Genomic DNA, 22,713 nt, shown 5'->3' on the forward strand with positions numbered 1-22,713 from the left:
GCTAAATTAATAGCTGAAAGCTGGCATCATAAAAAAAGAAAAAATCAATGAGATATGCTTTTCAAATTAAAGTGAATTTTAGAGGTGGTATTGTATCACCGGGAAATTTGCTGCATATTTTAAATGCGCTTGAAGCAGCAGGCATAGAACATGTACGTTTTGGGCTAAGGCAGCAAATGCTTATAGATGCAACGCATAAAAATTACGACAAACTAATTGCATCGCTTACGCAAAGTGATATTGTGTATGAAGTGAATAAAGACGAGTATCCTAACGTTGTGAGCTCGTATGCGGCGGAAGAAATTTTTACACAAGATAGTTGGCTAAAAGAAGGTACTTATAAAGATATTTTTGATCTCCTAGACTATACACCTCAGCTTAAATTAAACTTCTCTGATAGCAACCAAACTTTCTCGCCATTCTTTACAGGGCATATCAATTGGATTGCATCAAAAAGTGCGCAGTACTGGTATTTGTGCATTCGTTTTCCTAAAACAAAAACATTGTACCACTGGCCACAATTGGTGTACACCAATGATGTAGCAAGGGTTTCAAGCATTATAGAAACATTAATACTTGGCAATAAAACTGCTTTTTACGATAACCCAAATGCAGATGGGCAATTGCTTCTTCAGAAAGTATTGCAGGTAATTACTCCAATATCAAAACTAATAGATGAGCAGTTACATTTACCATCATTTAACCTGCCCTATTACGAAGGTTTTAATAGCTACGGCAACAAAACTTGGCTAGGCATTTACAAGCGTGACGAACTATTTTTAGTGGACTTTTTAAAAGATATAGCCAATGCTTGCTTGCAAACCAAAGTGGGGCAACTGTACACGACACCTTGGAAGAGCATTATTATAAAAAATATAGAGAAGCAAGACCGCCAACTGTGGGATAGTATTTTGGGTAAGTATCGTATTAATGTTAGGCACTCTGCCAATGAACTAGCATGGCAAGTTGAAGATAACAATGAAGACGGTTTAGGAATAAAGCGGCACATCATTAGAGAATTTGACAAGCAAGATGTACGCACATTTGGTTTAAGCTTTGGGGTAAATACGCAACCTGAAAGCAACATGTTTGGATCGGTAATTATTCAAAGACAATTTGCAAACATAAGAGGCCAAGCTAAAGCACTTGATAGATTTGATATTTTATACACAAACCATTTTAACCCCAATAGTTACGACTATGTTGTGTTTAGAAACGACATACCAAAAGACTATTTAGATACCTATTTAATATCGCTAATTAAGCACTACTACGAAGTACAAAAAACAGATGAGATTAGCATTGAAAACGCATCGGCTAATAAAAAAATATCGGATGAAAAAGTGACTGAGCAAATGGTGCACCAATGTAGTGTATGCCTTACTGTATATGATGCTACTGAGGATGGTACAGCCTTTAGCGACTTAGCAGAAACTTATTATTGCCCTTTGTGTGAAGCACCAAAGTCAGTATTTAAAAGCGTAGCTGTAAGTAGTCTGTATTTACAAACTTCCTAAGTCACTTTTTGAGTTAACATTTACAAAATAATGTTGCCATGTATCTGGCACTTCAAGCGTGGTTGTTTGCAGTTGATTGAGTACAAAATGCATACTGTGCCTGCTTAAATTATTGGTAAGATATTGTTGCATAATTTTTTTTAAGCCTTTAGCAGAATAGATAGCGCACAAAGGTTCTAACTGCCCATGATTATTAAACACCATTGCTTCTGAATGGCTATTATTACTTGCCTGCTGTAAATACAAAAGTACCTCTGTAGCTATGTTTGGCATATCACAAGCTAGCAGCAAAACTGTTTCGTTTGGGTGCAACTGATGTACCGATAACAAACCTAAAAGTGGGCCACCAATGGCTAGATTTGCATCATCTAACACAAGCGTATTTAGCGTAAATAATTTTGAAAAAAAATCTACCTGCTGTGCATTAACTGATAGATAAACTGGTATTTGAAGTTGCTGTAATTTGCTGTAAGCTACCCCTGCCCATGTTTTATCATTAACGGGTAATTGGGCTTTATCAGTACCCATTCTTTTACTTTGACCGCCACATAATATCGCACCTATCATAAACTGCTCGTTTATTCTTCATGAAAATAAAAAGTGGAAATTTCGATGTATTTGCTCATTTAATGCGCAAGTTATCTCAAAAAATATGGATAAAACCCCTGAAATTATAGATAACATAGATTCAATGAAGAATATTTACTGGCTACAAGAATAAATTATTATAAGAATTGACAAAGTTTAAATATTGAGAATTAAACCGAGTTAATTTTAAAAAGGGATACAAAAATTTCATCTAACCCTAAAATTTATAAAAGTGTGAAAGATGTAATTCAATATCTTAATTGTGTAACGCTTACTACAAGCAACACACACACCTTTGAGTGTTTAAGAGAAAAATTTATCACATTTAAATTATCAACATGAAAGCAACAAATGTATGTTAGGTGTTTTGGTAGGTGCTGTAGTTGGCGCAGTGGCAGGTGTCTTATTTGCCCCACATGAAGGATCAAAAACACGACAATTATTGGTTGATAAAGGGGAAGATTATGTTGACGATTTAAAAGAGAAATTAAATGACTTGTCAGATGTGATTTCAGATAAATACAATGGTATTACAGACGATGCTAAATACATTATTGCCAAGGGAAGTGCAAAAATAGAAACAATTACCAAAGAGGTTATGGGGTAATAATATGCAAGTACTTTATTTTTTTACAGCCTTAGGTTACAGAAAATTTAAACAATGAGCAACACCATAAACGCAATAGAAGCACTTGTTGAAGACTTTGAGAGTTTTAGTAAAACAACGTTGGAATTAGCAAAACTAAAAGCAATTGCTAAATATGCCGATACTGCCTCAACTTTAGTAACACATTTGGTAATTATCGTTATAACTAGTTTATTTATCATCATATTAAGTATTGCAGTTGCATTATGGATAGGTGACATTTTGGGTAAAGCGAGTCATGGCTTTTTTTGTATAGCACTATTTTATGGTTTTGTAACAATGCTACTATATATTTTTAAGAAACAATGGCTTAAAACGCCAGTAAGTAATGCACTTATTTCACAAATAGAAAAGTAACAAGAACTAGTATGAAGCAACTAAATAAAAGTGAACTGTTACTAGCCAACATAGCTACACTTGAAGCTAGGCAAAAGCTTGAGTTACAAGCGATGAAAGGCCAGTTACAAGTTGCATATGCTAGCTTGCATCCAATAAACATAATAAAAGATTTTTTTCAAAACATGGGTGCTAAACAATCGAGCAGTCGTGGCAATCTAGGCCAAAGTGCCATTGGTGTTTTATCTAGTTTTGTATCAAAAAAACTAGTAGCAAGCGCTTCAAAGCAGCTTTATAAAAAAAGTATTGGCAGCGTTCTTCAACTAGTAGTTGCCAAATCGCTAGCCCAAAACCAAAGCATTATCAATAAAGGCATTGCTTTGCTTTTTCAATTGATAATTGACAAGAAAAAGAGCGTTAATTAAGTAGCTAATAGCCCATTAAAATAGTAGCATGTATCCATCGGTTACATGCTTTTTATTTGGTAAACTAGTTACAAATAGACTACTTAGTCATAAAAAAAGCGCAATTAAATGTACATTTAATTGCGCTTTTACTAGTTAAAAGAAATATTTTCAATCATTACTCTTACTTGCTTTTATAGAGTCTTGCGCTTGTTTAGCTGCTTTTTTTAAATCATTCTTATTTTTTAATTCTATTGCTTTTTTCTCGTCAGCTATTTTCTTTGCTTCTGCACGTTTCTTTTTATTAAAAAATCCTTTTAATAGAAAATTATGCTGCACTGCTTCCATATTGTCGCTTAATTTTTGTGTGCCAGTTTTTAAATTAGTCATTGTAGAGTCAAGTGTATTGCCAAATTCTTCGTCGCTTACTAGCTTTGATAAAGCACCTTTACCATCATTCATTTTGGTAGTAAACTTTGCAAATTCTTTAGAGCTTGTTTGTAAATTAGTTAACGTGCCTTTAAGGCTATTTGAGAATTCTTCATCGCTAATTAACTTGCTAAGTGCGCCATTACCACCGTTCATTTTAGTCGTAAACTGAGCTAGCTGTGCAGTAATAATACCTGCGTTGTCTACGCTTGTTTTTACACTGTTCATAATGTCTTCCATTTCAACCGCTTTTTTGGTAGCAATCTTATCATTGTCTTTTACAGTAATTGTGCTATTTGCACCGGGCGTAATAGTTAGTACTTTATCCCCCATCAATCCATCAGACCCAATACCAGCAGATGCATCTGTTTTTATAAATTTTTGAATATCTTTTTTAATTACCAAACTTACTAATACAGTACTATCGTTAATTAATTCTATTGCATCTACAGTGCCAATATTAATACCTGAAAAGCGCACATTGTTACCAATTTTTAACCCACTAACCGATTTAAACTGGGCTTGTAATTTAAAAGTTGAACCAAATAAATTTTGCTGCTTACCAATAAAGTAAACTGTAATTACAAAAAGTATCAAACCCAATGTTACAAACATTCCTAGCTTCCATGTAAACCCTGATTCTTTATTCATAAATGACTTTTTTAATTGTTGATTTTAATTTTCACAAAGCTTTTATGCCTTGTGCTTTAATTGTTTTTAAGTGATGGTTTATATAAAAAATGAACGTACCCATTCATCATCACTTTCTGCTAATTCATCATAAACACCTTCAGCACCTATTACACCATCTTTCAGAATAATAACCCTGTCGCCAGTTAATTTTGCGCAAGCCATATCATGTGTAATAATGATAGAACTTGTTTTATTTTTCTTTTGAATAGAAATTATTAGTTCGCTTATTTCTCTCGATGTAATGGTGTCTAAGCCAGTAGTTGGTTCATCGTACAAAATAATTTCTGGATTTAAAATAAGTGTACGTGCAAGGCCAATACGCTTTCTCATACCACCAGATAATTCTGAAGGCATTTTATCTATTGCTTCTGCTAGGCCTACGCTTTCTAAAGTCTCTAAAATTTTAGCATCTACTTCTTCTATGGATAAAGATTTATTGTGCCTTTTTAGTGGAAAAGCTAGGTTTTCTCTTACCGTCATAGAATCGTATAGCGCAGCATTTTGAAATAAAAAGCCAATCTTAATTCTTACGTTATTTAATTCCGTTTCGTTTAATGTAGTAATGTCTGTATCAAATACAGTTATCTCGCCTTTATCAGCTTTTAATAAGCCTACTAAGCATTTAATAGTAATAGATTTTCCTGAGCCTGATTTGCCCAGTATTACTAGATTTTCGCCTTTTTGTACGGTTAGGTTTACGCCTTTCAAAACCTCTTTATCAGTGCCAAATGATTTGCACAAATCCTTAATGACAATTATTGGCGAATCGTTTATTATGCTACTTGCAGGCATTGTATGTATGTTCTCTCTTATCATTATTTGTTAGTAAAAAAGGTCAGTAATTTGTACCGCAAGCATATCAATTACAAAAACAGTAATGGATGCTGCTACCACAGCAGAGTTGGCCGCTTTACCTACACTTTCTGTACCATTAGCAGCGTTAAAACCTTTGTAACAGCCAATCATGCCAATGAAGAAACCAAAGAAAAAAGTTTTGATGGTAGCTGGTATAATGTCAATAAAATCAAGTGATTCAACTACTTGAGAGCAATAGCGAGTTAAGTTTACACTGCCATGAATATTAACGCCTACAAAGCCACCCACAATACCCACTACATCAGCAAATATTACTAATAGTGGTACCATTAATGTAGCGGCTAGAATACGTGTTACTACTAAATATTTGTAAGGGTTAATGGCAGAAACTTCCATCGCATCTATTTGCTCAGTTACTTTCATAGAGCCTAATTCTGCACCAATGCCTGATGCTATTTTACCTGCACATATTAGTGCGGTAACTACAGGTGCAATTTCTCTTATTAGCGATAACGCAACCATACCTGGCAACCAAGATTCTGCACCAAACAAAGCCAATGTAGGTCTTGATTGTATAGTAAGTACTAAACCCATAATAAAACCAGTAATAGCCACAATAGGAAACGATTTGTTGCCTATTAAGTAGCACTGTTTTATAAACTCTTTGAGCTCAAAAGGTGGTTTAAAGACTTCTTTAAAAAACCTTGTTGTAAATAATACAACCGTACCAGTATCGTTAAAAATATTTTTTAAATAAGCTACCAAAGTATATTACTTTAAAATGAGATAAATGTTGTGTCAGAGGATTTTGCAATTAGCTGATGTGTTAATTATAATATAATTATCGTGCCAGAAACATTTCTCAAATTGCATGGGTGGCAATTGGCTAATAAAAAGATACAAAAGATTTGCGTCTACTTTATGTAAAAGCGTAGGTAGTATTAGGTTCAGAAAAAATCAATTACCTCTCAAAACTTACTTCTATTGCCTGCTTTGAAGGTGATAAAGGGTTAAATAGTTTTTAGAGGATACTTATTCGTTAATGAAAGAAACTTGTTTATTAATAAAGGATACTAGCACTGATATAAAAGATAAAAATTTGTATAGGAAAGATACATGTTAATAGAGGAAATATAAAAATGCGTACAAGAAAGATACTAGTACGTAAATGAAAGATAGTTATTAATTTAATAAGCATAACGTACGTTGCCTATGCAAAACATTGATAGAAAATAATAAGCAAATAATAGAAATGAGCCCAATTGTTGTGGTATGTTAATTTAAACGATGTTAAAATGGATAACCAAAGCCAATATTAAACACCAAATTCTCGCTACGCCATGCACTACTTCCAATATCAACTTTGGGAAAAACCCAACGCTCACCTTTAGCTAACCAAGGCTTTGCCAAAGGAAATGCAACATCTAAACGAATGATTAAAATACTGACATCTAAACGTAAACCAACACCAGCATCTACAGCTAATTGATTAAGAAAATCTTTGGTTAATTGCCCGGTGGCTGAATACAAAATGCTGTCTTTTGTCCACACATTACCAGCATCTAAAAATATAGCACCTTTTAAACGAGCACCTGCCACAGGAAAACGAATTTCTGAATTCATTTCTAGCTTATAATCACCACCAACTTGTGGGTAATTTAATTGCTGAAAAGCACTGGTAAGTGTAGTGCCTGGGCCAATATTTCTTGGGCTAAAACCACGCAAACTACTAGAACCACCAATAATAAACTGACGTGAAAATGGTAAAAATCTTGAGTTGCCGTAAGGCATACTAGCACCAATTATGATACGATTGGCCGAGTATAAATCCTTACCCAACTTGCGTGTGTATCTAAAATCTATATCTGCTTTAAAGTACTGTGCAAAATAGGCACTAGCAATAGTTTTAGTATAGCCAGATTTAGCACCTGTAATAGCGCCAGCAATATTACCAGAGGCTTCTACATTTGCATTGAAGTAAAAGATATTTCTGGCATTAGGATATGTAGTAGATGTTAAAAAATTGTAGAAAGAACTACTCACAATTTCAGGAAGGTTGCTTAACCGTAATACTTCGTTGTTACCAACTTGCGCTAAATACTGCTGCGAAAAGGCTGAAGTTTTGGTATAAGTAATGCTAATAGGCGCAATGGTATGCTCAACATTTATTTTACTCTTCCAATTTACTTCGTACTGAAAGCGAGAGAAATTTTTAGTGTATAATTGCTGCCTTCTAAACCACTCGTAACCTAAAGTAAATCTAGTACGTGGTGGAAACAAATTATCGTCTTTTACCTTAAATGGTATAAAAAAGCGAGGGATAATTAAGCTTAGTTCTGCACCTAAACGATAGTTATTATTGTCTTTTAATGAATCGATAGATGCGGTTTCAAAAGAAGTATAAGTTTTTACATTAAAAGATTCTGCACCGCCAAAAATATTACGGTTAAGCCAGTTGATATTTAACTGACCACCAACATAAGAGTTCGATTTTCCAAAGCTGCCAATCTCTGCTTTAATGGTCTTTTTCTTTTGCGGTGTTAGGTAATAAAACACGTTTAAACTATTTGGTGTATCGCTATTGGTTGCGGCCTCAAATCTGTTTTTTACAAACTTAAAAGCACCCAAATTGATAAAGCGATTCAGCGTTTTATTTTGTTCGCTTAACGAATAGGTGCTACCTGGTCTGTAAGTAACGGCTTTGGTAAAAACAAATGGTTTAAATTTATGTACGGTATCACGAATGTAAATACTATCAAAGCGTTTAAGATTGGCCAAAGATGTATCTGGTGCTGGTTTTAACAAGGTATAATTTGGAAAAACAACAATATTATTGATAACATATGTACGCTTTACTTTTTCTGGTGTACCAGGCTTTAAACTCATGTATATATTGGCTTTGTAGTTGTTAGAAGATGTGTCTACATAAGCAATAATATAATCTGGATTAAAGTAGTAATAGCCTTTGTTTTTCAATAGTAAGTCTACACGGTTGCGTTCAGTTTTAATATTGTTAAGCGTAATCCTTTCGCCTTTAACTAGTAAGGTTTCTTTTTTAAGATCACCTAAAATATCTGTCAATAATTTGCTGCTATCTATTTTCCAATTAATGCTATCTATGGTGTAAGGATGCGCCACTGTAACCTTATATTTTGCTGTTAATTTATAACTTTTCACAACGGTATCTGCTGTGGCTTTGGTACGATAATAACCTTCATTTTCAAGGTAGCCTTGCATGTTTTCGGTATTCAGTTTTGTTTTTACCAAACTGCCAAAAACTGGTGGTTCGCCAAATTTTTCTCTTAGCCAATGTTTAAATCCTGTTTCTTTTTTTGGCTCGCCAATAGCATACCAAAACCATACTTTATATGGCCAGCCGAATAGCATTTTATTCTTCTTAGGAAAAGTAATTGCCACCATCTGCTTGCGGATACTTTTTGTGCTTAGCTTAAAGCCACTGTCTTGTGCAACCGTTACTTTGCTACCATTGTACAATGTTTCGCCTTTTGGTAGTTTTTTACCAACACTGCAAGATGATATGATAACCATTGCAAGTAATAATATATAGAATGTTACTTGCTTCATTTGGTAGTTTTGTTCTTTCTTTTCTGAAAAATTTCTTTCAATTTTTCGTAGTTAACGGTTAATGTAAAAGCCACACCTGTTTCTGTAAAATAGCCATCCAATATTGCTTCGTATTGGTTTTTGCGATAAGCCCTCAATGCATATCTACCATCTTTAGATAGCTTGTAAGTAGTAGTAACATCTGGCAGAAACTGTAGGTTGCTATTGCCTTGTGTTTTTGCTAGTGGATCATCACCATCAATGGTGAAACTCTTGCCCACAGTTACTATTAGCCTATCGTTCAGTAATTGCTTAGAGAGTTCTACATTCAAATCTGTACGGGTAGCCGTGTTGGTAGCAGCTTCGCCTTCATAGTTTTTAAGGTCTAGATTAATATCAACACCTTTAATTAAATCGCTCGCAATTTGGTTTACTGCTTCAGCTAAAAATTTGCTGACACTCTGTTTAGCTAAATCAGTGGTAATTGTGCCGCCGCTGTTACTTGTTGCAAAAAAATCGCTGCTTCTATCGCCAATAAATCTACCCATAATTAATAGCGCAAATACCTGCTTATTCATTTCAGAAGCATCATTGCGATACTGCGCTAGTTTATTGTCGATAGTAGTGCCTAACGTCGTATTTACGCCATCTGCACCATCTTTTACCTTAATATCAAAGCTTAGTTCTGGCTTAGAGAGTGAGCCCTTAATTTTCAAAATCACATCAAAGGGTACTTTCTTGCTGTAAGCACTACCAAGTGCAGAACTGTTTTCTGTTATTTCATTGCCAAGTAACTCTTTTGGTGATGTTTCTACTTCATATTGCGCAGTAATATCAGCAACTGCTTCCATAGGGTTGCCGCTAAAAGTAATGGTGCTGCCTTCTACTAAATTGAAACGCTTTTTTACAAACTGGTATGATAAATTGTAAGCACCTTCTTTTAATTGATACACACCTGTAAGGCCTATAATGCCATTTTCATCCACACCTGCATTTAATTGCGCTTTACCTTTTATACTTAGTTCATCACCACTTGAAGGATCTACTAAAACAGTGATGTTAGCATCCTCTTTAACTTCTAAGTTTAGGTTGTATTTAAGCCCAGCGTATTTTATTTTGGCAGCAGTATCTGCGGCACTTGTAAAAATAATATTTCTATTGTTAAACGATTTTATGGTATCAATATTTATAAATTTTACCACCTGTTTTAGATCATCTTTGTAGTTGTTTTTTGCTGGCATTACATAGTGAACATCGCTTTTATTATCAAGTGTAACATTGCCAGAAACATCTGGTGCGCTTGAAGTTCCGCCAATGGCCATATTCGCATCTACAATACCTACACCGTATATTAAAGCATTGGGTGTTCGTGGTTGATTGATAGCTATAAAGTTCTTCGCATTTACAGTTAAGTCAAGCGCAAATGCTTTGTCAGCTTGGTTTTTAACCGTACCATCTAGTACTACTTTATTGTTTAAACTGTCGGTAATTGTAAAATTGTACAAACCAATATTTGGATATTCAAAGTCCAATTTTTGATTGTCTATTTTGTATAATGATCCAAACATTGCAGTTGCTAGTTGTACACTATCAAATACTAATTCGCCTTTCCACCGTGGCTCAGTCACAGTACCATTTACATAAATATCGCCATGCACATTGCCACTCGATCTGGTAATTTGTCCTTCAGAAAATGCCTCAATGGCCTTTACATTTAATTGCTGAATTTGTGTGCTAACCGCAAAACTTTGATCATTGATATTGTAGCCACCATCAATGGTTAAATTATTTGCACCGGTAATACCACCTTTTATATCAATGGATTGATTGTTGTTGATGGTTGTATTTACCGCAACATTGCCAATAGGTACTTTTTGAAATGCAAAGTCTTCAATACTAGCTGTGCCTACTACTTTTGGTAAGCCTGTAATAGGCTGGTCAATGGTTGCATCAACCGTAACAATACCACTTGCCATGCTACTATCTTGATTGGCTATTGCCAATACATCACCTACATTAAAGTTGTTTATTTTAAATACAATTGGTGAAGCTGCTGTAGCTTCTTTATTAGCAATTAGTATGGTTTGTTTGTCTTTGTCAATGGCAAAATTAGTAACGATGTAGCCCTCTTTTTTTATTTCAATAGTATTGTCTTTGGCAACGTTCCATTTCTCATAATTTAATAGTAAACTATCAGATAAATGGATTTTTGTTTCATCTCTTAATACCTCAATAATGGCACTAATGGCATAAAATTCTTTCTGTTTTGCATCATCTGTTTTTACGGTAACGCTAAGTGCTTTATTGGCTAAATTGCCTATCACACCAGCATTGTATAGTTTTTTGCCACTAGCAATTACATAGTCTGTAGCAAGTTTAAAGTTTAAAACGCTATCAAGACCATTAGCTTTTAGGCTCACGTTTTCTACTGCCAAAGCGTTGTAAAAAATACTCGGAATTTTTGCTGTGACAGTTAAGGATGTATCCTGTTTTGCATTGTTAAATGAAGCATAAATAATAGCAGGTTTTTCCATTACCAAACTTGGCAATAATTGCTTAACAATGCTATCTTGTGTAATGGTTGCATTCAACACAATTTGCTGGGCTATTACTTGTAAAGTATCAGTATTTTGTTGTAAATAATTATGTTGTACAAAGGCATTAATTGCTGCTGGTAAATGTTCATAATCGTATTTTCCAATCATGCTTGCTTGTGCAAAAGGTGCTGATACAAATAGTTTGGTAGAATCATCGGCTGCATTGCCTTTTATAGAAATGCTATCAGCAAATAAACGTTTGCCATTGTAGGTAATTACACTGCTATCAAGTAGTAAAGTTGCGTTTAGGTTTTTAGGATTAAGGTTCTGTGCATCTACAAAAATTGTTGAACGAATGTTGATGCTGTCTTTTGCAAAATGCAGTTTTTGTAAATCTGCTTTGTCTACAACAATGATTCCTTTAACAGTAGGATATTTATTGCCAATTGTACCTTTTAAATCTATGCTCGTAACTAAATTTTCATCTTTAATATTGCCCTTAGTTGTAAATGCACCTTTGTTTAAAGTAGCATTTAAATTAACGTTGTTGTAATTGTAACCCTTTACCACAAAGCTTTTTATAGCTGCTTTAGTTTGTATAGTTGCCTTTTTATAATCGGTACCAGTACCTTTTAAAATTATATTGCCTGTAAATAGGCCCAGTAAACTATCCTGATTTATCAATTTACCAGTTCGTAAATTGTTACTAGTGATGTTTACATTGTACTGTATGTTTTTAGTATCGGTAAAATTGCTTACCGTGCCATTTATGCTAGCCAATCCAAATGGTGAATTCAATTGTAGCTTGGTATTTACATTGTTAATGCCGCCTGTTGCAGTACCGTTTACTAATACATTGTTGGGTAAATTGATACTGCTTTTCTTAAGTTGCGCAAGCAATGTTGTAGATAACATATTTTTATCAACATACAATTTGTTTACTACAATATCATATTTTAACTGCTTTGTGTCTATTGCATTTTTAATCTTTCCTTTTGCATTTAACACTAACTCATTGTCATCTGTTTTTACATCAAGTTTACTAATATCTAAGTTCTTAAGAGTGCCATTCACTTTTGTTTGCACTACTATTTTTTGACCAGAACGTAATGCAAATGGAAGACTTCTTGTATGAACTGGAATAAAAAACAATAAATCATTCACCCCTAAGTAAGATGTATCAACTGCTATATCTATTGCGCTGCTTTCTGAAACAAAAGCTTGCTTATTATTGCTGTTGAATATTATTTTGCCATCAGCATTTATCAATGAATTTTTGGTAAGCAACTGCAAGTTGTTTACCGTCATTTCTTTTTCAGATAATGCTACTTTGCCTTTTATATTTTGCAATAAAACATTGTTCAGTAAAGCCGTACCGCTTACAATAGTTGCATTGATATTGTTACCGTTATAATGAACAAGATCTGACTGAAGCGATAAATTACTCACAGTAAGATGGTTATAATCTATTTGATTACTTAATGGTTTGTAAGCATTGTTGTTAATGGCTACATTGTTTTTATTTAAATGAATGGCTTCTATATCTAACTGCCAACCTTTTTTTGCAGCCAAATCAGTAACGTTAATACTAGTATCTTTTGTAGTAATGCCAGCATCATTTCTAGTAAGGAAAAACGCTGAATTATTGATGGTTACCGCTTTAGCAGAAAACTGTTCTTTCAATAAATCTAGATTGGCATTTTGCAATTGTAGCGTATCAATAAAATTGCTATAATCTAACTTTGAAGAAGCGCTGGTATAATTAACTTTTAGCTTCTCAATGTTAAAATTGCTAACAAGGAGGTTTAATGGATTTGCTTTTTGGGGTAACGTTTCTACAGTTTTTTGGGTAATAATGCTTTTATCTTGCACCCAAACGCTACTATTTTTAAGTGCAAAATCTTTTACAACAAAGCGCATTGAATCTAAATTGATTGAACCAATCTTACTTTGTAAAATACCAATAAATGCTTTACTAAATAATTGATTAAAGCCATCGTTATAATTTACTAAAACGCTGTCTAACGCAATTTTATCAATAGTAAGTGACGTTGACTTTGCTACGGTAATCGTATCCTTCTTTTTATTTGCAAATGCATCTACTATGTATTGAAAATTATAGGTGCTATCACTACCCTTTCGATTGACGTTTAATTGAATGTTTTTGACTGTAATGTTCTGTATAGCAATGTTGCCAGAAATTAGTTTTAGTAAGCTAATATTTACTTGTAACAACTCACCACTAAGTAAAGTGTCTTTTTGTTTGTCAATAAACAACACTCCATTTAATTTTATTTCGCCCGAAAAATCTAGTGTAAGTTTATCAATAGTAACAGGCGTGCCAATTTTATTTTGTAAATAGCTAAGCGTTTTTGTTTTTATAAATCTATTGCCATTAGCTGTTTGCAGCCATAGGATTATGCCAACTAAAATCAATATAAATACACCAATAATACTACCTACTACTTTTAACCATTTGTATTTGCTGGATGTTTGCAATTGCATATTTGTATTAAATAAATATCCTTGTTGTATTGTTTGCTATTATAAGCTAATAAACATTGAGAAAATTGTGCCACAAATACACAAGACCAATTTTCTAACCCTCAGAAGCTGTATTATCCTGTAATAGGTTCACAGATTTTAAGATATCCAACTTGCCACACAAAAAAAAATTTTATTTAATATTATTGACTGATTTACTTGCCGTACAATCATTTATCAGCAATTTCAAGAAAAAGCTTTTTTTCAAGAATATATATTCTAGAACTCAGTTCCTCACTGCCATCAACCCAAGAGGTGTAATAGGCAATATATACGGGCATTGTAGGCTTAAGCAGTAAGGCATATTGCATATTGACAGTTGAAATAGTATTGATTCGTCCTACTATTGTCGCAGTATCATTTCTTTATAAGTGTTGAGCTAGCCTTAGTGGATTTTTTACCCTAATGCAACCGAGGCTAAATACAGGTTCGGTTGCATCAAACAAATCTTGGGCAGGTGGATTGTGCAGGTAAATATTGTAGCTATTTGAAAATAAAAATTTCATTTTACCCAATGAATTATTAGGCCCAAGTTTTTACCTTACGTAAATCGATGTTGCAATACGACTTCACTTTTGTTATTGCGCAAATAAGTCAAGGTAAAATAGTTTCGGTGGTAGTAAAAGCGGCTCTTAAACCGTCTATCTCTGCTTGTGTAAGCGTTTTAGAGAGGCGGTTGTTGTTGGTAATAGAGACATGGTTATATTTTTTTAAAAGCTTAAATAGAATTACTTTATTATTACAATAGACGCTTATGTATAAATTTAATGTTAAGAAAAAGCGGAAGTATCCTGAATAAAACTATAGCCTACAGAACCGCATAAACAACAGCAAGTCTCCACCATCTGTTTGAAATTAAAGGGGCTGTCTCGCACTTTTGAGACAGCCCCCTTTAAATTTCGAAAAACCAAACGGATTATGAAGAAAAAATGGTTACTGATGAAGGTGTTTATTTCTTAAATAGATTAATAATTCCTTCGGTCTGTCGGTTTGTATCATATTTGCCCCCCTTTTTATTAGCCAGCCCCAAGCTTGTTCTGGTTGCCCATCATCTACTGCCAAATCATCGTCATGCCCACCATTTTGGCTAGCCCATAACGAGTTGATCCATACTTTAGAACCTGCATTTTTTATTGTCTCGGCATTTTCTCTAAGCATCGATTTTTCTGCTTTAAAGTTTAACTCAAAAGCAATGGGTTTAAGTTTTGTTTGAAAATCCCGTATTTGATCCATTGAACTTGAGGAATTATCAATATTTATTAATGGCATAAACAATATACTGTCTAACAAGTTTCCATAGTCTCTAGCTACTTTTGAAGCAGTTAAAAAATAGCTTTTAAAAATGGCTTGCTTGGTTGTACCAGTTTTAAAAAGTATTGGGTAAGCTTCTCGTAAATGGTCATAGCCTTTATCAAGATTAACCAATACTTTGCCTTTAACGGCTATTAAAGCTTCTTCTAAAGTTGGTATTTTATGTTTGGTTACTCTACCCAAACCGTTTTTCAGAAAAAGCATTTTTAATGAATCGAATGTATAGTCTTTTATAAAACCTTTTCCATTGGTAGTTCTATCTACGGTTTCATCGTGCATAATTATAAGTTGCCCGTCCTTAGTTTTTTGCACATCTATTTCCACAATATCAACACCCATAGCAATAGCGTTTTCTATCGCTTTTATAGAGTTTTCGGGTGCGTTTCGCCAATCGCCACGGTGGGCAATTACCATAATATTTTTATCCGTAGCATTTTGTAATTGCTTAGTGGTGTTACTTAGTTTATTGGGCTGAGCCAATGTATTGAAGTAACAAACTATTCCTACAATAAGTATAATGAATATTTTTTTCATGCTTTTACTTGATAAGATTGAGATTAATTATAACCGGGATTTTGAGGAAAGCCAGTTGGGTTGTTCATAATATTTATCTCATCTTGTGGCACAGGATAAATAAATTGAAATGACTGAATAGTTAATTTGGTTAAACCAGAATTTTGTAAGGCATTTATGGCTGTGTTTGTTCTAATTAAATCAAACCAACGCTGCAATTCTAACGGCAATTCTAACCTTCTCTCTTGCAATACTGCTGTTCTAAAACTAAGTTGATCTGGTAGGTTTGTACTTGTAAAAGTGGTAGCATTAGCCCTTGTTCGTACAGCGTTTAAGTAAGTAAATGCTTCACCAGTGCTATTGTAGCTCACTTCGTTCAATGCCTCGGCATACATCAATAATACATCGGCATATCTTATGATAATGTAGTCGTTGCCAAGGGTGTTGTTTGATGGATCAAAAGTATCTTGGTACTTTTTTACAGGTCTGTTAGTTCCGTTAATGGTTACAGCGGTTAGAAGGTCTTTCCTGGTATCGGTACTACCATAAGCAGCCATGAGTAAAGGATCTAATGATGGCGAATTAAAATATTGGTTTAATCCATGGCCTTGCCCTACAATGGCTTTATTGTATTTAACTGCAAATATTATCTCTTGGTTGTTTTTATTAGCCACGTTAAACACATCGGCAACATTTGGCAAAAGCCTATATCCATATATATTAGTAGTGGGCACAAGATCTTTTAACACGTTTACTGCCTGCGTATATTTTTGCTGTGTAAGCAACACCTTACCCAATAGTGCTTTGGCTGCACCTTGGGTAGCCCTGCCAGTGTTGGTGCCAGTAAATGTTGGTGGTAGTGCTGCAATTGCTGCATTTAAATCTGCTTCAATGGAGGTATAAATTTCTTGTTTGGTATTACGCACTTGCTGTTTAGCTTCAGCTGCTAAAATAGGTTTTAGTACCAACGGTGCATTGCCCCAAAGCCTTACGATATTAAAATAATGCAATGCCCTTAAAAATCTAGCTTCACCTTCATATTGTGTTTTAAGGCTGGCATTACTTACTACACTTACGTTTGCAATTACATTATTACATCTAGAAATTGCATTGTAAAGAGCAAGCCATGCATCGCCAATAGCACCATTATCTGCCTTTGCCAAAAATACGTCTATATTATAATCTCTGCCAGCATTACCACCGGGGTTTATATCTTCTATATTATCCGACCGTGTTTCCATTAATGTTATAAACCTGTCACCATACATATTAGTGGCTTGTAAGGCAGCATAAGAAGCGGTAATGGCTTGTGCAATATCATTGGTATTTTTATAAAAATCTACATCTGTTACTTGCGATTGAGGGGTAAGTATTAAAAAGTCTTTTTTGCAAGAAGTAACTATGATGCAAAGCAGAATTATTATAATTGTTGTGTGCTTCATTGTTTAAGTTTTATAAATTAAAATGTAAGGTTTAAACCAAAGAAAAATGAACGAGCTAGTGGATAAGAGCCATAATCGACACCTGGTGTTAGCGGATTCGACTCAATACTTACTTCTGGGTTATAGCTATTATACTTTGTAAAAGTGAATGGGTTTTGTGCAGTTATATAAAACCTTGCGTTGGTAATTTTAGCTTTTAAAAGCATTTTTTGTGGCATTGTGATACCTAAAGTAATATCTCTGAAACGTAGGTAAGAGCCATCTGACAAATGATAAGTGGAGATAACTGCATTTAAACCTCTTTGAGCTCTGTTTGCTCTTGCAACCCTACCATTACCTGGATCTGAGGCGGAACGCCATCTGTCTAAAATTTCGGTGGTGTTATTAGCAAATCCCTCGGCACTATTCATATGGCGTTGGTTAATGTTGGCTATTGTATTGCCAGATATGCCTTGTATTGAAACGCCTAAATCAAAAATGCTATATTGCATTTGGGTAGAAAAACCGTACGTGAATTTTGGCATGTAGTTGCCGCTAATTTCCCTGTCATTGGTATTGTCTATAACACCATCACCATTTACATCTTTGTACATAAAATCACCAGGTTTTGCACCTGCTACTTTTGCATTTTTAGGGTCAGACAATGCAGCCTGGTCTTGAAAAATGCCTGTTTGTACTAATGTGTAAAAATTGGCTATTGGCTTGCCTACCTGTGTTATAAAATCTACAACCCCTTGTGCTCTAGTTATAATAGAATTAGCACCGCCAAGATCAATTACCTTGTTTATATTTCTAGAATAATTGGCTGAACTAGTTATTTTTACACGGCCAATATTTACATTACTGCTAAGGCTTACTTCAATGCCCCTATTGTTTACCTTACCAATGTTTACTAAATTGGTACTAAAGCCAGTGCTTAATGGCACAGGTACATTTAGCAATAAGTCTTTAGTGTTGTTGTTATAAACTTCTATTGTTGCATGTAGTTTTTCTTTAAACAAACCAATTTCTAAACCTAGGTTTATGGCAGAAGTTTTTTCCCAACCGAGTTCATTATTTTTTGCGGTAGCCTGTGCCAAGCCATTATTTAGCGTACCACTATTTGCACCAAAAACATAGTTAGAGGCAGATAATAACGCGTAAGGCCCATAATTGCCTATTTGAAAATTACCTGTAACACCATAACTCGCCCTTATTTTTAAAGAACTGATGGTTTTAATGGTTTGCATAAACTGTTCGTCGCTAACAATCCAGGCGGCAGAAGCAGATGGGAAGTACCCCCACTTGTTTTGATTACCAAAACGAGATGAGCCATCTGTTCGTAAAGCAGCAGATAATAAGTATTTATTTTTAAAACTGTATTGAAGCCTAGCTAACCCTGACATTAATGACCATTCGTTAATGGTAGATGAAAATGCAGTAATTGTTGTGGCGGCATTTAATGTTTGTACAATATCGTTAGGGTAGCCAGTAGCTGTTACAGTTGATGCATCTTGGCGTTCTTTTTGGGCAGAAAAGCCTGCTATTGTTTTAATGGAATGTTCCCCTATTTTTTTATTGTAGGCAAGTGTATTTTCTATAGTCCAGTTGGTAATAGCATTGGTTCTATAATTGCCTATTGGGTTACTTGGGGTAGATTTTAAAACAAAATCGGGTAATGTTGATGGCCTAAACGCATCTCTTTTGTAGCTAGATATATCTGCACCAAAAGATATTTTGTACTTTAAATCTTTAATAATCTCATATTCAGCAAAAAGGTTTGACAATAATTTTGTCTCGAACGTTTTATCTTTTTTCTGCGTTGCTAAAGCAACAGGATTGTTAGCATTAGACTGCATATACAGCCATCTTGATTGATCAAAATTAAAACTGCCATCTGTATTATATACTGGAAAAAACGGGGCTGCTGCTAAAGCACCAGATATTACGTTTTCTGTAGCATCATTAAAGCGACCTTCGGTTGGCAAAAAATTGTAAATACCAAAATTGTAGTTTAAGCTAGCACCAAGTTTTAGTTTTTGGTAGTTGGCATCTACATTTATTCTACCGCCATATTTTTTGTAGCCAGAATTGATAACGATTCCTTTTTGATCTAAATAATTACCAGATATATAATATTTTACATTTTCGGAACCGCCAGCTACAGAAATTGTGTGGTTTTGCATGGGGGCTTTGGTAAAAATTTCGTCTTGCCAATTTGTATTAACTAACCCTTGTTGTTTATTTAAATAAGGGAATATTTCAGGTGGCATTAAATAGTTTAAATTATCATTAGTAGCTGCACCACCTAATTTTAGTTTTCGGGTAGCATTATCATCTGTTGCACTACCTGTAAGGTTTCTATCAGCTAACAAATCAAAATAAGTGGCATTACGGGCTTCATAAACTAAATCAGCGTATTGGTAGGCATCCATCATTTTAATTTTTTTGCTTGCTTCTTGTGTGCCGTAGTAGCTGTTTAAAGCAATGGTAGGTTTATCTCTTTTACCCCTTTTTGTAGTAATAATAACCACGCCATTAGAACCTCTAGAACCATAAATTGCCGAAGCGGAAGCATCTTTTAATATATCTACACTTTCTATATCGTTCACATTAATTGCGTTTAATGGGTTTACTTTAAACCCCGGCCCATCGCTACTATTATCAGATAATGGCACCCCATCTACAACATACAAGGGATCGCTACCAGCCGTAATTGTACCCCTGCCCCTTACTAGTATAGCAATGCCTGCACCAGGTGCACCGCCTGGCTGTAATACCTGTATACCTGCCAACTTACCTGTAAGCGCTTTATCTAATCCAGTTGCAGGGAAATTATTAATGTCTGTAGCTTTAAGAGATGATACAGATGTAGACACGTCTCTTTTGTTTTGTGTACCATAACCTACCACTACAACTTGGTCTAATGTAGAAGCTGTTTGTTTCAGCCTTACCAATAGCGAATTACCATTTCCTTCTTTTATCGTAAATGCTTTTACATAACCTGTTTCGTAACCAACATAGCTAAATGTAAAATTGTATACAGTACCCACTTTTAGTGTAGTAATTGTGAAAATGCCTTTCTCGTTTGTGGTGGTTTCAATAGTGGTTTTGTTATTTATTGATACAACCTTTACTGAAACCCCATTTAATAGTTCACCACTTTCTGTGGTTACTGTACCAGATACATTGGGACTAATATTTGTTTGTGCTTTTGTGGTTGCCAGTAGCAGCAAAAAGCAGCTAAATAGCAATTGCCATTTTTTCATTGTTGTACATTTTAATTGTTGCATAATTAATTATTTTGGTTTTTGGGCAATAGTTTGGCATTACGCAGTTTTGATGCGTTTGCCACTTATTGTAAAGCGGTGATTTTTATGACTATTTTTTAATGAAAATTTTGCCTCCAGCTTCTTCGTACACCAAGCCGTTCATATTGGCTATAATGTTGAGAATGGTTTTTAAACTATCTGTTTTTAATACTGAACCAGAAAAATAAAGCCCTGCTATTTGCGATTGTGTATAATTTATTTTAGTGCTGTACAGCTTATTCAATTGTTTAATTACGTTTTCCAATGGTTCGTTGTTAAATACTAAACTTACCTCGTTGTGATTAATTGTTTGTTCGGCAGCTTGCTTATTTTTTGCTATAGCATTATTATCAAACGCAGTTACCGCACAGCTTTGGGCAAGTTTTGTAGCAGTTGCCATCTGACCTGGTAGCAAGTAAACATCGTTAATAGCGTAAGTATTTTTATCAACTGATTTAACAACTACTTTCCCTTCAAACAATTTTACTTCTACCTTATTTTTAAACAAAGTGCTAACTGTAAACTGTGTACCTAATGCTGTAGTAGCAATACCACCAGCATATACTGTAAATGGCTTTGTTTTATCTTTTGCTACTTTAAAATATGCCTTACCTGATAGGCTAATATTGCGTTGTGTAGCGGCAAATGTTTCGTAATAAGAAATGCTAGTGTTAGGATAAATGGTAACAATAGATTTATCGGCTAATACTATCTGCATATTGCTTGCGGTAGTATTAGTAACCACTGTTAAATTAGTAGGTGTGTTAATGCTAGATGTTATGTTATTAGTCAGCAATTGTTTGTTACCAATCCCACCAATATTAAATAATTGAAACCCAATAACAACTGCTGCTAAAGCTACGGCAGCGTACCAAATAGTTTTGCGTTGCATAGTAACTACTTTAGCTTTTGCCTTTGCTTGTTCTTGTGCGTTAATTTTTGCCAGTAATTGTATCAGTATTTCGTTAGCTTTTTTATTAACTAGTATGTGTTTTTCACTGGTTGGCTTTGTATCAAATTGTGCTTGCAATTCGCTCTTTAGGCTCTTAGCATCGCTTTTCAATAGTTCATCTAAAGCATCTGCTTCGTGGGGTGCAATATTGCCTTTCCAAAGTTTTTGTAATAATGCTAAAATATGATTCATGGTTATTGTAAAAACGCAGAACCTAAAAAAACGGGGGGTATGATTACTGTTACCAAATCGTTATCGAAATGATAGACTTATTGGTAAATTAAACTTGCAAATAAATACTGAATATTGACAACGCACCTAAAGTTTCAGTGGTGTATTTATTTCGTGAATAAGATTTAACAAATTTCAAAGCAATTGTTAAATGCTCTTTAACCGTATCTGGTGCAATACCCATAATAGCAGCAGCTTCGGCATAGGTTTTACCTTGTAGTTTACATAACTCAAAAACAAGTTTTTTTCGGGTAGGTAATTGGTTGATAGCATCTGCAATGATGTTTTCTTTCAACTCACCCATTGCTGTAATGTCATTGGTACCCAATTGCTCATTTACAGCATCTGTTACGTTAAAAGCTAAGTATTTTTTTTCTTTAATAATATGCCTAATGTGGCTTATAGATAGGTTATAACTTACCGTGAACAACCATGCAGCTACCGATTGCTCATCTTGTAACTTATGCCTGTTTTCCCAAAGTCTGAAAAATACATCTTGTAAAATATCTTCTACTGCATGTTCTTGAGCAATCAATTTAGCAATATTATTAAATACAATTTGTTGGTATTGATTATAAATTATTGCAAAGGCATGTTTATCTCCATTTGAGAAATTGCTGAAAATGTTGGTAGAGAGTTGAGTATTTTGCACAAAATGTCTTTGAAAAATCAAAAATAGGTATTTGATGTACTGAACTTGCTTTTTGTTGGTGTTAATAAACTATTACCAAATAATTGAAAATGGTTGCTGCCAAAACAAAAAGAGGGTATAGAAATACCCTCTTTGTAAATGCGAAAAACTAAACTTGCAACAATGAATATGTAATTAACGCAAGTTGCTAGTTATAAAATAAGTGAGCATCGAAAAGAGTTTAAAAGTTACCACACTCATCAAACTCA

The 22,713-nt window shown here is 34.3% G+C and carries 16 protein-coding genes; 4 read left to right on the forward strand and 12 right to left on the reverse strand.

Features of this window, described 5'->3' with window-relative positions:
- The first annotated feature begins 47 nt into the window (after positions 1-47).
- Positions 48-1,517, forward strand: coding sequence for a rubredoxin (locus ACT9TX_RS14560; protein WP_481339334.1), 1,470 nt, complete (start codon positions 48-50; stop codon positions 1,515-1,517).
- Here the strand turns inward: ACT9TX_RS14560 and mobA are convergent.
- Positions 1,503-2,084, reverse strand: coding sequence for a molybdenum cofactor guanylyltransferase (gene mobA / locus ACT9TX_RS14565; protein ID WP_481339336.1), 582 nt, complete (start codon positions 2,082-2,084; stop codon positions 1,503-1,505). The two genes, ACT9TX_RS14560 and mobA, sit on opposite strands and share 15 nt — an antisense overlap.
- A gap of 376 nt (positions 2,085-2,460) precedes the next feature.
- On the opposite strand from mobA, the gene ACT9TX_RS14570 reads away from it, so the two are divergent.
- From ACT9TX_RS14570 to ACT9TX_RS14580, 3 genes are read left to right on the forward strand one after another with little or no spacing between them, the layout of a single operon-like run.
- On the forward strand, positions 2,461-2,712 hold the full coding sequence (locus ACT9TX_RS14570) for a YtxH domain-containing protein (protein WP_481339338.1): 252 nt from the start codon (positions 2,461-2,463) through the stop codon (positions 2,710-2,712).
- A gap of 54 nt (positions 2,713-2,766) precedes the next feature.
- A complete protein-coding gene (locus ACT9TX_RS14575) occupies positions 2,767-3,108 on the forward strand; it encodes a hypothetical protein (protein WP_481339340.1) in 342 nt (113 codons plus the stop codon).
- A gap of 11 nt (positions 3,109-3,119) precedes the next feature.
- A complete protein-coding gene (locus ACT9TX_RS14580; protein WP_481339342.1) occupies positions 3,120-3,512 on the forward strand; it encodes a hypothetical protein in 393 nt (130 codons plus the stop codon).
- Between the two features lie 150 nt (positions 3,513-3,662).
- On the opposite strand, the gene ACT9TX_RS14585 is transcribed toward ACT9TX_RS14580, so the two are convergent.
- From ACT9TX_RS14585 to ACT9TX_RS14635, 11 genes are all read right to left on the reverse strand, one after another.
- Positions 3,663-4,571 (reverse strand): MlaD family protein, encoded by a 909-nt coding sequence (locus ACT9TX_RS14585; protein ID WP_481339344.1) that lies wholly within the window; start codon positions 4,569-4,571, stop codon positions 3,663-3,665.
- Between the two features lie 78 nt (positions 4,572-4,649).
- Complete coding sequence (locus tag ACT9TX_RS14590) at positions 4,650-5,429, reverse strand: ABC transporter ATP-binding protein (protein WP_481339345.1); 780 nt, start codon at positions 5,427-5,429, stop codon at positions 4,650-4,652.
- A 6-nt stretch (positions 5,430-5,435) separates the two neighbouring features.
- Positions 5,436-6,194: an MlaE family ABC transporter permease gene (locus ACT9TX_RS14595; RefSeq protein WP_481339347.1), complete on the reverse strand. Its 759-nt coding sequence runs from the start codon at positions 6,192-6,194 to the stop codon at positions 5,436-5,438.
- Between the two features lie 525 nt (positions 6,195-6,719).
- Positions 6,720-9,014, reverse strand: a complete 2,295-nt coding sequence (gene tamL / locus ACT9TX_RS14600; protein WP_481339349.1) for a translocation and assembly module lipoprotein TamL — start codon at positions 9,012-9,014, stop codon at positions 6,720-6,722.
- Entirely contained in the window at positions 9,011-14,035 is a 5,025-nt protein-coding gene (locus ACT9TX_RS14605; RefSeq protein WP_481339350.1) for a translocation/assembly module TamB domain-containing protein, read from the reverse strand. Before ACT9TX_RS14605 ends, tamL begins: the two co-directional genes overlap by 4 nt.
- Before the next feature lie 404 nt (positions 14,036-14,439).
- Positions 14,440-14,589, reverse strand: coding sequence for a L,D-transpeptidase family protein (locus tag ACT9TX_RS14610; RefSeq protein ID WP_481339352.1), 150 nt, complete (start codon positions 14,587-14,589; stop codon positions 14,440-14,442).
- Positions 14,590-15,007: 418 nt separating this feature from the next.
- Positions 15,008-15,919 carry a glycerophosphodiester phosphodiesterase family protein gene (locus ACT9TX_RS14615; RefSeq protein WP_481339353.1) on the reverse strand — a complete coding sequence of 304 codons (912 nt, stop codon included), beginning with the start codon at positions 15,917-15,919 and terminating at the stop codon, positions 15,008-15,010.
- Positions 15,920-15,942: 23 nt separating this feature from the next.
- Positions 15,943-17,340: a RagB/SusD family nutrient uptake outer membrane protein gene (locus tag ACT9TX_RS14620; RefSeq protein WP_481339354.1), complete on the reverse strand. Its 1,398-nt coding sequence runs from the start codon at positions 17,338-17,340 to the stop codon at positions 15,943-15,945.
- A 17-nt stretch (positions 17,341-17,357) separates the two neighbouring features.
- Positions 17,358-20,588 carry a SusC/RagA family TonB-linked outer membrane protein gene (locus ACT9TX_RS14625; protein ID WP_481339356.1) on the reverse strand — a complete coding sequence of 1,077 codons (3,231 nt, stop codon included), beginning with the start codon at positions 20,586-20,588 and terminating at the stop codon, positions 17,358-17,360.
- Between the two features lie 112 nt (positions 20,589-20,700).
- On the reverse strand, positions 20,701-21,774 hold the full coding sequence (locus ACT9TX_RS14630; RefSeq protein ID WP_481339358.1) for a FecR family protein: 1,074 nt from the start codon (positions 21,772-21,774) through the stop codon (positions 20,701-20,703).
- Between the two features lie 88 nt (positions 21,775-21,862).
- Entirely contained in the window at positions 21,863-22,465 is a 603-nt protein-coding gene (locus tag ACT9TX_RS14635; protein ID WP_481339359.1) for an RNA polymerase sigma factor, read from the reverse strand.
- Positions 22,466-22,713 lie beyond the last annotated feature (248 nt).

The organism is Parasediminibacterium sp. HNIBRBA5674, assembly GCF_056745525.1.